15 protein-coding genes and 2 pseudogenes are annotated in these 14,997 nt (G+C 68.1%); 10 read left to right on the forward strand and 7 right to left on the reverse strand.

The features are described from left to right. Nucleotides 1-108: 108 nt before the first annotated feature. From ACLARN_RS28955 to ACLARN_RS28965, 3 genes and pseudogenes are all read left to right on the forward strand, one after another. A pseudogene (locus tag ACLARN_RS28955) lies at nt 109-1,230 on the forward strand (carboxylesterase family protein); the annotation flags it as partial. A 101-nt stretch (nt 1,231-1,331) separates the two neighbouring features. Beyond that, nucleotides 1,332-2,453 (forward strand): FAD-dependent oxidoreductase, encoded by a 1,122-nt coding sequence (locus ACLARN_RS28960; RefSeq protein WP_409494636.1) that lies wholly within the window; start codon nt 1,332-1,334, stop codon nt 2,451-2,453. 69 nt (nt 2,454-2,522) lie between these two features. Further along, nucleotides 2,523-3,017, forward strand: coding sequence for an RICIN domain-containing protein (locus ACLARN_RS28965; protein ID WP_409494637.1), 495 nt, complete (start codon nt 2,523-2,525; stop codon nt 3,015-3,017). A gap of 555 nt (nt 3,018-3,572) precedes the next feature. On the opposite strand, the gene ACLARN_RS28970 is transcribed toward ACLARN_RS28965, so the two are convergent. Both ACLARN_RS28970 and ACLARN_RS28975 read right to left on the reverse strand, forming a co-directional pair. Beyond that, nucleotides 3,573-4,340, reverse strand: a complete 768-nt coding sequence (locus ACLARN_RS28970; protein ID WP_409494638.1) for an SDR family NAD(P)-dependent oxidoreductase — start codon at nt 4,338-4,340, stop codon at nt 3,573-3,575. Beyond that, a complete protein-coding gene (locus ACLARN_RS28975; protein ID WP_409494639.1) occupies nt 4,337-4,795 on the reverse strand; it encodes an SgcJ/EcaC family oxidoreductase in 459 nt (152 codons plus the stop codon). The genes ACLARN_RS28970 and ACLARN_RS28975 overlap by 4 nt, the downstream gene beginning before the upstream one ends. A 91-nt stretch (nt 4,796-4,886) precedes the next feature. On the opposite strand from ACLARN_RS28975, the gene ACLARN_RS28980 reads away from it, so the two are divergent. The 3 genes and pseudogenes from ACLARN_RS28980 (at nt 4,887) to rox (ending at nt 7,317) form a co-directional block, all read left to right on the forward strand. Further along, nucleotides 4,887-5,411 carry a MarR family winged helix-turn-helix transcriptional regulator gene (locus tag ACLARN_RS28980; protein ID WP_409494640.1) on the forward strand — a complete coding sequence of 175 codons (525 nt, stop codon included), beginning with the start codon at nt 4,887-4,889 and terminating at the stop codon, nt 5,409-5,411. 151 nt (nt 5,412-5,562) lie between these two features. Further along, a pseudogene (locus ACLARN_RS28985) lies at nt 5,563-5,751 on the forward strand (FAD-dependent monooxygenase); the annotation flags it as partial. A gap of 141 nt (nt 5,752-5,892) precedes the next feature. Then, on the forward strand, nt 5,893-7,317 hold the full coding sequence (rox, locus tag ACLARN_RS28990; protein ID WP_409494641.1) for a rifampin monooxygenase: 1,425 nt from the start codon (nt 5,893-5,895) through the stop codon (nt 7,315-7,317). An 87-nt stretch (nt 7,318-7,404) separates the two neighbouring features. Here rox and ACLARN_RS28995 read toward each other — a convergent pair whose 3' ends face one another. Then, nucleotides 7,405-7,815 (reverse strand): winged helix-turn-helix transcriptional regulator, encoded by a 411-nt coding sequence (locus tag ACLARN_RS28995; protein ID WP_409494642.1) that lies wholly within the window; start codon nt 7,813-7,815, stop codon nt 7,405-7,407. Nucleotides 7,816-7,913: 98 nt separating this feature from the next. Here ACLARN_RS28995 and ACLARN_RS29000 point away from each other — a divergent pair, with 98 nt between their 5' ends. Continuing rightward, nucleotides 7,914-8,756 (forward strand): alpha/beta fold hydrolase, encoded by an 843-nt coding sequence (locus ACLARN_RS29000; protein ID WP_409494643.1) that lies wholly within the window; start codon nt 7,914-7,916, stop codon nt 8,754-8,756. A gap of 17 nt (nt 8,757-8,773) precedes the next feature. Here ACLARN_RS29000 and ACLARN_RS29005 read toward each other — a convergent pair whose 3' ends face one another. Then, nucleotides 8,774-9,166 (reverse strand): winged helix-turn-helix transcriptional regulator, encoded by a 393-nt coding sequence (locus tag ACLARN_RS29005; protein ID WP_409494644.1) that lies wholly within the window; start codon nt 9,164-9,166, stop codon nt 8,774-8,776. 123 nt (nt 9,167-9,289) lie between these two features. On the opposite strand from ACLARN_RS29005, the gene ACLARN_RS29010 reads away from it, so the two are divergent. Further along, nucleotides 9,290-10,123 carry an enoyl-CoA hydratase/isomerase family protein gene (locus tag ACLARN_RS29010; RefSeq protein WP_409494645.1) on the forward strand — a complete coding sequence of 278 codons (834 nt, stop codon included), beginning with the start codon at nt 9,290-9,292 and terminating at the stop codon, nt 10,121-10,123. A 420-nt stretch (nt 10,124-10,543) separates the two neighbouring features. Here the strand turns inward: ACLARN_RS29010 and ACLARN_RS29015 are convergent, their stop codons facing one another. Next, entirely contained in the window at nt 10,544-10,990 is a 447-nt protein-coding gene (locus ACLARN_RS29015; RefSeq protein WP_409494757.1) for a MerR family transcriptional regulator, read from the reverse strand. A 28-nt stretch (nt 10,991-11,018) separates the two neighbouring features. On the opposite strand from ACLARN_RS29015, the gene ACLARN_RS29020 reads away from it, so the two are divergent. After that, nucleotides 11,019-11,927 carry an NAD(P)-dependent oxidoreductase gene (locus ACLARN_RS29020; protein WP_409494646.1) on the forward strand — a complete coding sequence of 303 codons (909 nt, stop codon included), beginning with the start codon at nt 11,019-11,021 and terminating at the stop codon, nt 11,925-11,927. Between the two features lie 52 nt (nt 11,928-11,979). On the opposite strand, the gene ACLARN_RS29025 is transcribed toward ACLARN_RS29020, so the two are convergent. Further along, nucleotides 11,980-13,104: an NlpC/P60 family protein gene (locus ACLARN_RS29025; RefSeq protein WP_409494647.1), complete on the reverse strand. Its 1,125-nt coding sequence runs from the start codon at nt 13,102-13,104 to the stop codon at nt 11,980-11,982. After that, nucleotides 13,104-14,063, reverse strand: a complete 960-nt coding sequence (locus ACLARN_RS29030; RefSeq protein ID WP_409494648.1) for a nucleoside hydrolase — start codon at nt 14,061-14,063, stop codon at nt 13,104-13,106. The genes ACLARN_RS29025 and ACLARN_RS29030 overlap by 1 nt, the downstream gene beginning before the upstream one ends. Before the next feature lie 53 nt (nt 14,064-14,116). On the opposite strand from ACLARN_RS29030, the gene ACLARN_RS29035 reads away from it, so the two are divergent. Then, entirely contained in the window at nt 14,117-14,875 is a 759-nt protein-coding gene (locus tag ACLARN_RS29035) for an acyltransferase (RefSeq protein WP_037304713.1), read from the forward strand. Nucleotides 14,876-14,997 lie beyond the last annotated feature (122 nt).

The following is a 14,997-nucleotide window of genomic DNA, read 5'->3' on the forward strand; positions in this document are numbered from 1 at the left end:
TCAGGGCTGCTCCCGCTTCCCCAGCGTCTCCTGGTTCCGCTGCCCTCAGCTATCACCGCTATGATGCGACATAACAATGGTGCAGGTCTTTCACCTCCACATTGATTGACAGCGCCTCGTGGCGCACTCCGGGACTTCGGCACTCTCGACATGAAGCCCTACTTCGGACCGGGCTGGGTCCGGGGCGAGGAGTACTTGACCGTCGACGTCCGTACGCCCGCCGCGGACGAGGGCAGGCGGCCCGTCATGGTCTTCGTGCACGGCGGCGGATTCGTCACCGGCTCGACCCAGGCCGCGCTCTACGACGGAAGGGCGTTCGCCCGCGACGGCGTCGTCCTGGTGACGGTCAACTACCGCCTCGGCGTCCCCGGTTTCCTCGACCTGGAGGGCGCCCCGGCCAACCGGGGGCTGCTCGACGTGCTCGCCGCACTCGGCTGGGTGCGCGACACGATCGCGGTGTTCGGGGGAGACCCGGGCAACGTCACCGTCTTCGGGCAGTCCGCGGGCGCCACGCTCACCGGAGCGCTGCTGGCGACGCCGGAGGCCAAGGGACTGTTCCGGCGGGCGATCGTGCAGAGCGGCAACGGGACCGGAGCCTTCACCCCGGAGCAGGCACGCCGGGTCACCGTCGCGGCGGCGTCCGCGCTGGGAGTGGACCCGACCGCTGAAGCGTTCGGAGCGATCCCGGACGAGCGGTTCCAGGAGATCCTGCCCGCGCTGGCAGGCCTCGATCTCCGGACGGAGACCGCCGCGGACCCGCTGGCCGGGCTCAGCCCGTTCAGCCTGGTGCTCCCGGTCCAGCCCGCCGACGCTCTCGCAGACGGCCCGGCAGGCGACGTCGAGCTGCTCATCGGCACCAACACCGAGGAAGGAAACCTTTACACCGCAACGAAAGAAGAAGCTGACGCGCTCGGGGAAACCCTGTTCAGGGCCGGTACCGCGCGCCTGGCGCGGGCCCACGCGCGGATCTCGGGCGGCCGCACCCACGTCTACTCGTTCGGGCACCGCTCGACGGCGCGGGACGGGTGGCTCGGCGCCGCGCACACCGTCGAGCTGCCGTTCGTGTTCGACGTCGCCGAGGAGCCGTGGCTGCACGGGGACACCGGCCTGCTCGGCCCTGATCCCGCCCCGGACGGTCTCGCGACCAGAGTGCACGGCGCGTGGGTCGCGTTCGCCAAAACCGGCGACCCCGGCTGGGCCGGGTACGACGAGGTCGGGTTCCTCGGCTGACAGGGCGTGTCAGGCCGGTGCCAGCGCCGCGTGCGCCATCTGCCAGTGGCTCGGGACAGTCTCTGGAATGTCATTCCAGAACGATCTTCCGAGGAGTCACCATGAACCCCACTGTCACGATCATCGGCGCCGGGCTCGGCGGCCTCACCCTCGCCCGCGTCCTGCACGTCAACGGGATCCCGTCCACGGTCTACGAAGGGGAGGAGTCGCCGATGGCGCGGGCGCAGGGCGGGCTGCTCGACATCCACGACTACAACGGTCAGCTCGCCGTCGAGGCGGCCGGTCTGATGGCGGAGTTCCGCGGCCTCATCCTGGAGGGCCATCAGGCGCTGCGGGTCCTCCACCGGGACGGGACCGTCCTGTTCGAGAAAGGCGACGACGGCACGGGTGGCCGTCCCGAGGTGTACCGCGGCGAGCTGCGGCAGATGCTGCTCGACTCGCTCCCGGACGGCACCGTCCGGTGGGGTCGCAGGGCCGTCGACGCCAGGACACTCGACGACGGGCGCCACGAGGTGACGTTCGCGGACGGCACCACCGTCGTCACCGATCTCCTGGTCGGCGCAGACGGCGCGTGGTCACGGATCCGGCCGCTGCTCACCTCCGCCGTACCCGAATACACCGGCGCGTCCATCGTCGAGACCTACCTGTACGACTCCGACACCCGGCACGCCGCCGCGGCGAAAGCGGTCGGCGGCGGATCGATGTTCGGGAACGGGTCCACGCCGGGCAAGGGCATCAACGCGCACCGCGAACGGGGCGGCACCCTGCACACCTACGCGGAGGTCACCGAACCGCTGGACTGGTTCGCGGCCATCGACTTCACCGACACCGCCGCGGCCACCGCGCGGATCGCGCGCGAGTTCGACGGCTGGGCCCCGGAACTCACCGCGCTGATCACCGAAAGCGACGTCGCACCGATCCACCGGCCCTTCTTCGCACTCCCGGTCGGCAGGTGGGATCGAGTGCCGGGGACGACCCTCGTCGGCGACGCCGCCCACCTCGGGGCGCCGAACGGTGAAGGCGCCAACCTCGCCATGCTGGACGGCGCGGAACTCGGCAAAGCCCTCGCCACGCACTCCGGCGATGTCGAGGCCGCCCTCACCGAATACGAGCAGGCCATGTTCACCCGCTGGGAAACCCCCGTCGACGAAGAATTCCTTCTCGAGACTCTGTTCGGCGACGACGTCCCTCCGCGGCTGGCCGCCTTGTTCGACGCCGAGTGAGCGGAGCTGCCCTTTGTGCTGCCCTGTCGGCGGGTCCTCAAGGGCGGTGATCCTGTGATGCTCACCTTCATGCGCGGAATTTCTCGAACGATAATGGCACTGGCCGGGGCGCTGGCGTTGACGATCGGTGTCACCCTCCCGGCGAACGCCGTCGACAGCCACCCCATCCGCAACGCGGCCAGCACTCCCACCAAATGCGTCGGCCTGGCGAACAACGGCAGCTCCGCCAACGGGACCCGGCTGGTCCTGTGGGACTGCCACCTCAATCCCGATCAATACTGGATTTGGGGTAACAGCCCCTTGTTGCGCAGTGGCGTGTCCGGAAAATGCGTCGGCCTCGCCAACAACGGCAGCACGGCCAACGGGACCGAACTGGTCTTGTGGGACTGCCACCAGAACGCCGACCAGAAGTGGAGCTGGATCGCCCTGACCGGCGTGGGGTGGGCACTGAAGAACACGCCCTCCGGCAAATGCGTCGGCCTGGGCAACGGTGGCAGCACGGCAAATGGGACCAAGCTGGTGCTGTGGGACTGCCACCTGCACATCGACCAGAGGTGGGTCTGACCCGACATCCACATCCTTTCCGCCGAAGTGCTCGCTTCGGCGGAAAGGAGTGGATGGGGGAGGCACGGGCTTGTAGCTTGCGGTGGACCGTGACAACGCCCGAGGAGGTGAGACCCATGAATGTTGTATCGCTGTGGGTGCTCCCCGTTTTGTCACGGCCGGGCGGCTGACTCAGGTGTCGCCGGGAGCGCCGTCGAGGCACTCCCGAAAGGCAACACCTGTGGATTCACCGAATTTCGACGTGATCATCGCCGGCTGCGGCCCAGCGTGTCTCGATTATACGTTCCCCGACGCGAAGATGATCTTGTTCGATCTCCAGTGTGATTCATGCTGCCGCCGGGTATCGGTGGTCTCGCTGCGATACCACCAGCTGCCCTGGACGGCGACGCTTCGCATGCGCGTAGAGGCCTCGACGGTGACTCCACCGCTCGGCGGCACGTCGAGGACCAGAGGTGGCGACCTGGCCGACGGGTGCTTCGATGAGACCGTGCAGGGTGCGCAGGTGCTTCTTGCGGATGGGTATGGGACTGCTCCATTTCAGAGGGGCGTGCGGTGCTAGGCGGGAGACTGCCGTTCGGGGGTGAGGATGCGCAGGGCCGCCCGCCGGGGCAGGGCCCTGGCCACGGCCGCGAACAGGCTGTTCTTCGTGCCGCAGATGACGGTGGGCTGTTTGCGACGGTGCAGGGCCGCCAGAGCGGTGGCAGCCACCTGTTCGGGGCTCTGCACCAGGCCGGCGGGTACGTCAGCGCCGCTGTGCGGCTGCGATCGCGTCGAGGTCATTCCCGGGCACAGGCCCATGACGTAGACGCCGCGGGCCTTGTGCTCATGCCACAGGGATTCCGAGAACGAGGTGACGAATGCCTTGGTGGCGCTGTAGACGCTCAGGTTCGCCATGGGGGCGAACGCGAGGGTGGACGAGACGTTGACCAATGCCCCGCCGGGCTGGGCCCCGGTCAGGAAGGCGTGGGCGAGGGTGAGCAGCGCGTGGCAGTTGAGGTTCATCATGGCCGTCGCGCGCTCCAGCGGGACGTCGACGAACGGCCCGGAACTCGCGGTGCCCGCATTGTTGACCAGGACGTCGAACCGGCCCTGCTGCACGCCGTGGACCACGCGTCCCAGGCCGTCCTCGGTCGCCAGGTCCGCGACGAGCGCCGAATGCCCGCCCTCGCCCAGGCCGTCGATGACCGCGCGCAGGCGTGCCTCGTTGCGCGCGATGCCGGTGACGGTATAGCCGTCCGCGGCCAGTGCACGGGCCACCGCACGGCCGATGCCCTCACTTGCCCCGGTGACCAGAGCCGTGCCCCGGGCGGTGGACCCGGTCACTTCTGTGCGGCCGGGATGGTGCCCGGGGCGGTCTTGAAGGAGATGGCCTCCAACAGCGCCTTGCGCTGGGTGTTCTGAAAGGCCGCCACCCGCCACTGCCCGTCCGCCTCACGCACGAACGTGCACGTCTGCACCTTCGACAGCTTCGAGGACCGGGGCGCGGCGGCGCCCTTGTAGGTGTCGCCGCGACCGTTGACGACCGCGGTATCCGGACCGTAGAACCGGATGCCGGTGATCTCCCCGGCGAGCTTGGTGTTCTTGAGGAACTTCGCGAACAGCGCGCGGTGGCACTCCACGATGTCGGCCCTGCCGCTGTAGTACGTCCCGGCGAACGTGACGTACGTGGCGTCCTGGGTGAAAAGTGCCCCGTATGCGTCGGCGTCGTTGCGGGCCCACGCGCGGTTCATCTCGGCCATCACCGCGGTGATGGCCGCCTTGTCGCCCTGTGTGGTCATACTGTCCTCCAGTTCGTTAAGATGAAGCAACATCTGCTTGCATCCAATATCTGCATCATTGCAACTATTAGCCTAGGGGGCATCCGCAGCGATGGCAAACCCGACGCCTGGAGACCAGCACGTGATCTTCCGCCAGTACCTCGACGCGGTGGGCCTGCACGGCATGGCCGGTGCGGAAGCCGCCGGACTCCAGCCCACCGAGTGGTACGCGGTCAGCCTGATCACTCTGGCCGGACGCATCACCTCGGGTGACCTGGCCGCCCGCGCCGGCCTGACCACCGGGGCCACGACCCGGCTCATCGACCGGCTGGAGAAGGCCGGCTACCTACGCCGCACCTCGGACCCGGCCGACCGCCGACGGGTCATCGTCGAAGCCTCAGCCGAGACCTTCCCCGACATCGAGGACGTGGTCGGTCCCGCCCGCCGACTGATCGCCGAGGTCCTGGACCGCTACACACCCCAGCAGCGCGAGGTCCTCTTCGACTATTTCGCCCACGCGGCCCCCGCCTACCGAGCAGCCACCGAAGAGATCCGCGCCCGCGCCGCACGTAGCCGCCGCCCCGGCCCAAAACCCAAGGAAAACACTTCTCGCCCCGCCCCTCCCGCGAGCGAGTGAGCGCCCGTTCCCCGCTTTCGCATCCAGGCCCCGGCACCGAGAGCCTGGCGCCGCTCTCACAAACGACCCTTTGCGGTCCGAGGTCGCCGAGAAGCGGATCGGCTCTCAGAACCGGTTCGCGCTCAAAGCGAAAGGAGCGGGGTTCCGCGACGTGCAGGACGCCTTCGACCTCGGCTGGAAACTGGCCGCCCGGATCCTTGGCTGGGCCCCGGAAACACTGCTGGACACGTACGAAGCGGAGCGTCATCCCGTCGCCGCGGACGTGCTGGACAACACCCGCGCCCAGATGGAGTTGTCTTCGGCGGAAAGGAGTGGACGGGGGAGGCGCGGGCTTGTAGCTTGCGGTGGACCGTGACACTGCCCGAGGAGGTGGGACCCATGAACGTTGTATCGCTGTGGGTGCTCCCCGTTTTGTCACGGCAGGGCGGCTGACTTAAGTGTCGCGGGAGCGCCGTCGAGGCACTCCCGAAAGGCAACACCTGTGGATTCACCGAATTTCGACGTGATCATCGCCGGCTGCGGCCCGGCAGGCGCGATGCTGGCCGCCGAGCTGCGGCTGCACGATGTGCGGGTACTCGTGCTGGAGAAGGAAACCGAGCCCGTCTCGTTCGCCCGCATAGTCGGGCTGCACATCCGCAGTCTCGAACTGCTGGCGATGCGCGGGCTGCTGGATCGCGTTCTCGAACACGGAAGACAGCGTCCGGCGGCCGGTTTCTTCGCCGCCATCGCCAAACCCGCGCCAGAGGGCCTGGATTCCGCGCACGCCTACCTGCTGGGCATCCCGCAGCCGGTCATCGTCCGCCTCCTCGAAGAGCACGCGATCCACCTGGGCGCGGAGGTCCGGCGCGGACACGCGGTGGCCGGTTTCGAGCAGGACGACGACGGGGTGACCGTCGAGCTGGCCGACGGCGAACAGCTGCGGACGCGCTATCTCGTCGGCTGTGACGGCGCGCGCAGCACGGTGCGCAAACTGCTCGGCGTCGGCTTCCCCGGCGAGCCCTCACGGACCGAGACGCTCATGGGCGAGATGGAAGTGAGGGCGTCGCAAGAGGAGATCGCCGCCAAGATGGCCGAACTCGGCGGGACCCATAAATCATTCTGGCTCCGGCCCGTCGGCGAAAAGATCTACAGCGTCGTGGTTCCCGCATCGGGAGTCAGCGATCGCACGGAATCGCCCACCCTCGGGGATTTCGAACAAGAGCTGCGTGCCATCGCCGGAACCGATTTCGGGGTGCATTCCCCGCGCTGGTTGTCCCGCTTCGGGGACGCCACCCGGCTGGCTGAAAGTTATCGCGTCGGGCGGGTGCTGCTGGCGGGCGACGCGGCGCACATCCACCCACCCACCGGGGGACAGGGCCTCAACCTCGGCGTGCAGGACGCCTTCAACCTCGGCTGGAAACTGGCCGCCCGGATCCGTGGCTGGGCCCCGGAAACACTGCTGGACACGTACGAAGCGGAGCGTCATCCCGTCGCCGCGGACGTGCTGGACAACACCCGCGCCCAGATGGAGTTGTCGTCCACCGAACCGGGCCCGCGGGCCGTGCGCAGGCTGCTCACCGAATTGATGGACTTCAACGAGGTGAACCGCTATCTGATCGAGAAGATCACCGCCATCGACATCCGTTACGACTTCGGCGAAGGTCCCGATCTGCTCGGCCGCCGCCTGCGCGACATCGACGTGAAACAGGGCAGGCTCTATGACTTGCTGCGTCGCGGCCGCGGTCTGCTGCTGGACCGCACCGAGCGGCTGACCGTCGGCGGTTGGTCGGACCGGGTCGACTATCTCGCGGATCCCACCGCGGGGCTGGATGTCCCGTGCGTCCTGCTGCGTCCCGACGGCCACGTCGCCTGGATCGGTGACGACCAGCGGGATCTGGACGACCAGCTTTCCCGCTGGTTCGGCTGATTCCGGCGGGGCCTCGATACCGGCACCCTTGTCGCCTGAAGTACATGAAGGCCTCCTTCCTTGCGCCTAGGTACAGGAAGGGGGCCTTCATGTACTTGGGAAGGAAGGAGCCGCGGGATCGGCTTGGGCGTCGCTGATCGCGTTGGCGCGGTCGATCTGGGCCATATGCTCCTCGGCCCATGCCCGGAGCACCGCCAGCGGGACCTCGAGCGACGAGCCCAGTTCGGTGAGCCGGTAGTGCACGCGTGGCGGCACGGTGGGCTCCACCCGGCGGGCAGCGAGGCCGTCGCGGGTCAAGCTGTGCAAGGTCACCGACAGCATTTTCTGTGAGACACCGGGCATCCGTCGCCGTAATTCGGCGAAACGCACCTCGTGCGGGGCCGCCTCCGCGAGGACCTTGACCGCCATCGACGTCCATTTCGTGCCGATGCGGTCGAGCAACTGGCGGGTCGGGCACTGGGGATCGAACAAGTCACCGCGCGCCGGTCGGGAGGTCACCTGGAACTCACCACCTGTGGGGAAAGTGCCGTCTTGGCAGCACTGACGAAGTTACCTAGCGTTTCCAAGTAACCAATGGTAACCAGCTTGGAGGCGCCGTGCCCGCAACCCCTTCTCTACGGCGGATCGCCACCAACGGCATCCAAGCCAACGTGGCTGTGGCCGGCTCGGGGCCGGCAGTCCTGCTGCTGCACGGCTTTCCGCACACCTGGCGGCTGTGGGCCGAGGTCATCGGCCCGCTCGCCGAGCACCACCGGGTCATCGCCCCGGATCTGCGCGGGCTCGGCGCCAGCACCCCTGCGGCGGAGGGCTACGACGCGGGCACGCTGGCCGCCGACGCCGAAGGAATCCTCGACGCCCTCGCCGAACCTGCCGCGGCCGTGGTCGCCATCGACGCCGGCACCCCGGTCGCCTTCCTGCTCGCCATGCGGCGGCCAAAGCTGGTGCGGAGACTCGTCTTGATGGAGTCGCTGCTGGGTTCCCTGCCCGGCGCCGAGGACTTCCTCGACGGCGGCCCACCGTGGTGGTTCGGGTTCCACTCCGTTCCCGGTCTCGGCGAAACGGTCCTGAACGGACACGAGGCGGAGTACCTCGACTGGTTCCTCGCCGCGGGCACCCACGGTCGCGGTGTACCGCCGGAGATCCGCGACGCCTTCGTCAGCGCCTACACCGGACACGACGCCCTGCGCCGCGCCTTCTCCTACTACCGCGCCATGCCGGCCAGCGCGCGTCAGATCAGCGAGGCCGTGGCGGGTGGCCGGCTCACCATGCCCACCATGGCGATCGGCGCCCACCCGGTCGGCCGCGCGCTGGAACGGCAGTTGCGTCCCGTCGCCGACGACCTCACCGGTCATCTCGTCCAGGATTGCGGCCACATCATTCCGCTGGACCGGCCCCAGGAACTGCTCCGCATCCTGACGCCGTTCCTGGCCGCGCGGTAGCCGCACCGCGTGGCGAATTACGTTCGTTCGGCGTGCTGACGCTGGTCGTAGCTCTGCTGGCAGTTCTGGATCTCGTCGGCGTGGGCGGTCGTCCAGTCGTACAAGCGACCGAAGGGTTCGCGCAGGGATTCGCCAAGCGGGGTAAGGGAATACTCGACTCCGACCGGTGAGGTCGGCAGCACGCGCCGTTCGATCATCCCGTTGCGTTCCAGGCGGCGCAGGGTCTGGGTCAGGACCCGCTGGGTCACGCCGTCGAGGCGGCGCTTGATGTCGTTGAACCGGCGGGGCCTGTCGAGGACGGTCATCACCATCATCGACCACTTGTCGGCGATCTGGTCGAGGATCGGGCGACTGGGGCAGTCTGCCCGGTAGACGACGCCCGTGTCCGTGCCGGTGCCGGAAGTGGCCATGTCGGTATCCTCCATGATCCTTAAGATGCCGAAAGTGCGTTATTGACGCCGGTCTCCCGCCGCTTCAGCCTAGGTATACATCAGGAACTTAGCTGCCTGACAGGTACCGATCGGAGATTCTTCGTGCACCACGACGCCTACGCGACCCTGCGAGTGAGCCATGAGGCAGGCATCGCCCGTGTCACCCTCGACAACCCACCCGTCAACGTCCTGAACGTCGCCCTCATGGCCGACCTGCGGCGGCTGTTGACCGGGCTGCGGGACGACGACTCGGTCCGGGTGATCGTGTTCGACAGCGCCGATCCGGACTTCTTCATCGCCCACGTCGACATGGCACTCGTCGACGCGCCGGACGCCTTCGACGAACTCGCGGCCGACACACCCGACGGCATCAACGTCTTCCAAGCCCTCGGGGAGTTGCTCCGGTGCCAGCCCCAGGTGACGATCGTCAAGCTCGCCGGCCTGGCCCGCGGCGGCGGGGCGGAGTTCGTCACGGCGGCGGACATGGCGTTCGCGGCGATCGGTCGCGCCGGGATCGGCCAGGTCGAGGCCCTCATGGGCATCGTCCCCGGGGGCGGCGGCACCCAGTACCTCGCCGATCGGATCGGCCGCAACCGCGCTTTGGAGGTGGTGCTCGGTGCCGACCTGCACGACGCGCGGACCGCCGAACGCTACGGCTGGGTCAACCGGGCCGTACCCGCCGATGAACTCGACGACTTCGTCGACCGTCTCGCCCGCAACATCGCCGCACTGCCCGAGGGCGTGATCGCCGCGGCCAAACGTGCCATCGTTCCCGCTGACCTGGCCGAGGGCTTCCTGCGTGAACACGACGCTTGGGCGAGCCAGATCGTCCGGCCCGCGGCCGAACAGCTGATCCGAGGCGGACTGGCCCACGGCGCCCAGACCCGCGACGGCGAACGCGATCTGGAGAGCCTGCTCCGCAGGCTGGCCGGCTGATTCAGCGGGCCAGGCCGGGCACTTTCTTCCACGACAAGTGATCAAAAGATCACACGCACAGCATTCAGGTGCGGAACATGTCGTGTTCCCACGGAACCTCCACCATCTTGGAGGTTCCGTGGGAACACGAGCAATTCTGGCCGCGTGACGTGTTGAAGGCCGAGCGGTGGGTGCAGTACGGCGACCGCGATCTGCTCCGCGCGTAGACGAGCGCGTGTTGCGGCAGGCGGACTTCCGTGGCACCTGAGCAAATGCCTACGCGGTGCTCATATACACACGGAAATACTCAAATCGGCACGGAAACTACAGGTTGTCCGTTTTCGGCGCGCTGGTTTTCCGGGGGTGGTTGCGCATCGGGCTTGGCTTCCATGAACAGGCATCACCGCTGAGTTCGGCCGCTACCCGCGGCTCACCTGTCCGTCACGATGGCGCGGCGCTGGTCGTCATCACAAGGCAGGCATCCGGCTCGCCGCTGTCGTGCGGCGGCATGGCCGTGATGACGGTGTCCAACACGGCGCGCGCGGCCATGAGATCGGCTACGGCGCGGTCGATCCGTTCGCGTTCCCGGTGCAGGTCGGGAAGCATGCCGGGGCAACCCGGCGCCAGTCCCTGGCCTTCGTCGACCATGCAGGGCAGCAACTCCGCGATCGTGTGGGTATTGAGGCCTGCGGCCAGCAGCGTGCGGATGTTCTGAACGGTGCGCGCATCCTCGTCGTGGTACTCGCGATATCCGCTGGGGCGACGGTGTGGCGTCAGCAGGCCCTGCTCCTCGTAGTAGCGCAACAGCCGGACGCTGACCCCGGTCCGCTGGGACAAAGCTCCAATACGCACGTGCTGATCACCACACCTTTCCGAGTTGACTCTCACATCGATGTGAGACTCTAACGTCTCGTTCATGACGACACCGCAGCCAACCAGCCCGCACAGCAACCCTGTCACCGTCATCGGCCTTGGCCCCATGGGCACGGCCCTCGCCGAGGCGCTTCTGAAGCAGGGGCACCCTCTGACGGTGTGGAACCGCACCCCGGAGAAAGCCGAAGGTCTCGTCACCAAGGGCGCCCACCTCGCAGCGACGGTCGCCGAGGCGGTGTCCGCGAGCCCGGTCACGATCATCTGCCTCAAGGACTACGAGACCGTGTACGGGGCCTTCGATTCCGCCGGGGAGGCCCTGAAAGGCCGCATACTGGTGAACCTCAACTCCGGTACGCCGACAGAGGCACGCGGGGCACTCGACTGGGCGGCCGAGCGTGGGGCGGAGTACCTCGACGGTGCGATCATGGTGCCGCCACCGCTCGTCGGACACCCCGAGTCCGTCTTCCTGTACAGCGGTTCGCGGGACGTCTTCGACAAGGCCGGAGTGGCGCTGGCGAGCATGGGGGACCCGCGGTACCTCGGCTCCGACCCCAGCCTGGCGGTGCTGTACAACGCGGCACTGCTCGACATGATGTACGCGACCATGAACGGCTTCCTGCACGCCACCGCCCTGGTCGGCTCGGCGAACGTCTCGGCGGTCGAGTTCGCCGAACTCGCGCTGGGCTGGTTCATGCCCTCAGTGGTGGATTCGACCCTGGCCGAGCAGGCGCCCGACCTGGACAAGGGCAACTACCCCGGTGATCTCGGCACCATGGAAATGAACCTGAACGCGCTCGAGCACATCACCCGAGCATGCGTGGAACAGGGCGTCCACTCCGACCAACCGCGACTGATGAAGGAGATCGCCGAACGGGCGATCACCGAGGGCTACAGTGGAAAGAACTACCTGGCCGTGTTCGAGATCTTCAAGAAGGCGACGCCGACCTCGTAACCCTCTCGCACAGACGGCAAGCGGGGGGCGGCGAGATTGTTCCAGACCTGACTCAGGCCGCCGGGCGGCCTGCCCCGGCGTAGTCGTCGCCCTGCTTCCGGTAGGTGTGCACCTGCACCGCCTGTCCGGTCTGCGGGGCGTCGATCATCTGCTGGTTCCCGATGTAGAGCCCGACGTGGTGGATCTTCGTGTTCGGCTCGCCGTAGAAGATCAGGTCGCCCAGCTGGGGATCGGTCACCTTGTTCACGCTGTGGTACTGCGTGTGGGCGGTGCGCATGAGCTTGACGCCGGCGCTCGCGTACGCGGCCGTCGTCAGGCCGGAGCAGTCGAAACCTGGGTCGCCGCCGCCGGTGCCGTTGCCGCCCCAGACGTAGGGCAGGCCGATCTTGTCGATGGCGAAGTTGACCGCGCTCAGCGCCGCCGTGTTCGGCGGCTGGGGGTTCTGGCCGACCGTGCCGTAGACGTTCACGGTGGCGAGCGTGCGGTGCAGCATCATCGGTGCCGGTTGCAGCGTGCTCACCGCGTTCCACCACGTCTGGCCCTGGCCAAGGTCGCGGCCGCCCGCGCACAACGCGCGTGCGGCGGCGAGGGTGGCGTCGTCGATGTTCTGCGGATCCGGTTTGGCGCCGCTCGCCGAGGTCTGGAACTGGCTCCAGGTCGACGGCGAGAGCTGCAACGGGCCGCTCGCGTTCGGGACCGAGACGACCTTGTTGTAGAAGTCGCGGACCTCGACCGTCCCGAGCGGCACGGTCATCACCCCGGCGTCGCCGAGGCTCGAACCCTTGGCGCGGCCGTGATCCGAGGCGATCTTCCCGAGCGCCGCCAGCGTCACCCACGACAGGCGGCAGCCCGGCGCTTCCTTACCCATCGCCACGGTGGTCTTCGCGTAGCCGGTCATCGCTCGCAGCGGGATGTCGAGCCAGCCGCTGGTCTTCGACACCCAGGCGTCGAACTCCTGCCCCTGCTGCTGCGGGACCTTCGGCTGCTCCTTGGGGACTTCCGCGGGCGCGGACGACGTCGGCGGAGCGGGCGGCACCGACGACTGGACGGCGGCGGCTTCCGTTTTCGGCTCGTCCTTCGGGGCGAACGTGATGGCCGCGACCAATGCGGCACCCGCGACGACGACGGCGGCGATGATCACCGGGAGTCTGCGGCGGCGGGACGTCTTCTCTTCCATCAGAGCCCTCCGACGATGCGGCCGAGCACGAAGTCACGGAAGGCGTCGACGTCGGTGGTCAGCGCGACGTCGATGGTCCGGCCCGGCACGGCTTGCGGATCGGTACTTCGCAGCCTTCGCCGGTCTACGAGTGTCGCGCCGCGCGCGGGGCCGAAGCCGCATTCGACGTCCACCGGGTACGACTCGGTATCGAGAATGCCCGGCCGGATCGCCTCGGCCACCGCGACCGCGTCGTGCATGACCATTCCGGGGAACCCGAGGATCGGGGTGTAGTGCTCGACGTAGGTGGGCGTGAACGCTTCGAGTGCCGCGCCGAGCGGGCCGGACGCGGCGAGCTTGCCGAGCCAGGCGGTGTCGACCGTGCACTGGTGCGTGATGTCCAGCGGGACCAGGACCGTCGGGATGTCCTCGTCGACCAGCACCCGGCGCGCGGCCTCGGGATCGCTCCAGATGTTGAACTCGGCCGCGGTGGTGGAGTTCCCCTTGGTCACGCCGCCGCCCATGATGACGATGCGGCCGATCTTCTCGCGGATCCCCGGATGGGCCGCGAGCAGCAGCGCGATGTTCGTGAGCGGGCCGATCGGGGCGATGGTCACCGGTTCGTCGGCGGCTTCCAGCAGATCCACCAGCAGGCGGACGGCACCACGGTCGTCGAGCGGGCGCGTCGCCTCCGGCAGCGTGTCGGCGTGGCCGGACAGGCCGTCCTGACCATGGACGAAACCGGCGGGTTTGGCGTTGTCGTACACCAGCGGACGCGCCGCGCCGGCGGCCACGGGCACGTCGTCACGGCCGAAAAGCCGCAGCAGGCGCCGGGCGTTGGCGGTGGTGTGGCTCAGTGGGACGTTGCCGAACACCGTCGTCACGCCCAGCAGGTCGACGTCGTCGGATCGCGCGGCCAAGGCCAGCGCGAAGGCGTCGTCGACCCCCGGGTCCGTGTCGATGATCAGCTTGGTGCCCATGCGCGTGCTCCCCTTTGCGGTCGACGGCCTGATCACAGGTTACGGTCACCGGTATGACGTCCATGTGGGGTGCGCCCGCACTGTCGAGGCTCCGCGCTTGGGGCCAGGCCCGCCGCGACCCGAGGCAGGCGAAGTTCCTGACGGCGGATTCGCTGCGCTGGGTGCTGCGAAACCGCGCGTACACGCCTTGGTACCTGGTCCGGTACTGGCGGCTGCTGAAGTTCCGGATCGCGCATCCGCACATCATCCTGCGCGGCATGGTGTTCCTCGGCAAGGACGTCGAGATCCACTGCCGTCCCGGCTACGGACGGCTGGAGATCGGCCGCTGGGTGCACATCGGTGACGGCAACGCGATCCGCTGCCACGAGGGTTCGCTGCGCATCGGCGACAAAGCCGTGTTCGGGCGCCAGAACGTGCTCAACGGCTACCTCGACATCGAACTCGGCGCGGCCACCCTCGTCGCGGACTGGGTGTACATCTGCGACTTCGACCATGTCACCACCGACATCACCGTCCCGATCAAGGATCAGGGCATCGTGAAGTCGCCGGTGCGGATCGGGCCGGACACCTGGATCGGCACCAAGGTCTCCGTGCTCAAGGGCACGCGGGTCGGCCGCGGCTGCGTCCTCGGCGCGCACGCCGTGGTGCGGGGCGACATCCCGGACTACTCGATCGCCGTCGGCTCCCCGGCCCGCGTGGTGCGGAACCGGCAGGACGACTACGCCGCCGACGCCGCCCGTCGCGAGGCTGTCGCGGACATGGCGCGTAAGGCGAACAAGGCCCTTCAGAAGACCCTGGGCGTCGACTCCTGACCCGCGTGTTCTCCGCCCAATCACGCGTGTTCTCCGCCCAATCACCTGAGTTCTCCGTCTGATCACGCGTGTTCTCCGTTTCGTACCACCGCACGTGATCAGACGGACGACACGCGTGATCA

Source organism: Amycolatopsis sp. cmx-11-12, from assembly GCF_046269425.1.
GTDB lineage: Bacteria > Actinomycetota > Actinomycetes > Mycobacteriales > Pseudonocardiaceae > Amycolatopsis.

Bases quoted from the DNA above. Each gene is read 5' to 3' on its own strand.
- ACLARN_RS29030 (WP_409494648.1), bottom strand. From the start codon at position 14,063: ATGGGCACCAAGCTGATCATCGACACGGACCCGGGGGTCGACGACGCC.
- ACLARN_RS29020 (WP_409494646.1), top strand. From the start codon at position 11,019: ATGACGACACCGCAGCCAACCAGCCCGCACAGCAACCCTGTCACCGTC.
- ACLARN_RS28975 (WP_409494639.1), bottom strand. From the start codon at position 4,795: ATGACCACACAGGGCGACAAGGCGGCCATCACCGCGGTGATGGCCGAG.
- ACLARN_RS29005 (WP_409494644.1), bottom strand. From the start codon at position 9,166: ATGGCCACTTCCGGCACCGGCACGGACACGGGCGTCGTCTACCGGGCA.
- ACLARN_RS29025 (WP_409494647.1), bottom strand. From the start codon at position 13,104: ATGGAAGAGAAGACGTCCCGCCGCCGCAGACTCCCGGTGATCATCGCC.
- ACLARN_RS28965 (WP_409494637.1), top strand. From the start codon at position 2,523: ATGCGCGGAATTTCTCGAACGATAATGGCACTGGCCGGGGCGCTGGCG.
- ACLARN_RS29035 (WP_037304713.1), top strand. From the start codon at position 14,117: ATGACGTCCATGTGGGGTGCGCCCGCACTGTCGAGGCTCCGCGCTTGG.
- ACLARN_RS28960 (WP_409494636.1), top strand. From the start codon at position 1,332: ATGAACCCCACTGTCACGATCATCGGCGCCGGGCTCGGCGGCCTCACC.
- ACLARN_RS28980 (WP_409494640.1), top strand. From the start codon at position 4,887: ATGGCAAACCCGACGCCTGGAGACCAGCACGTGATCTTCCGCCAGTAC.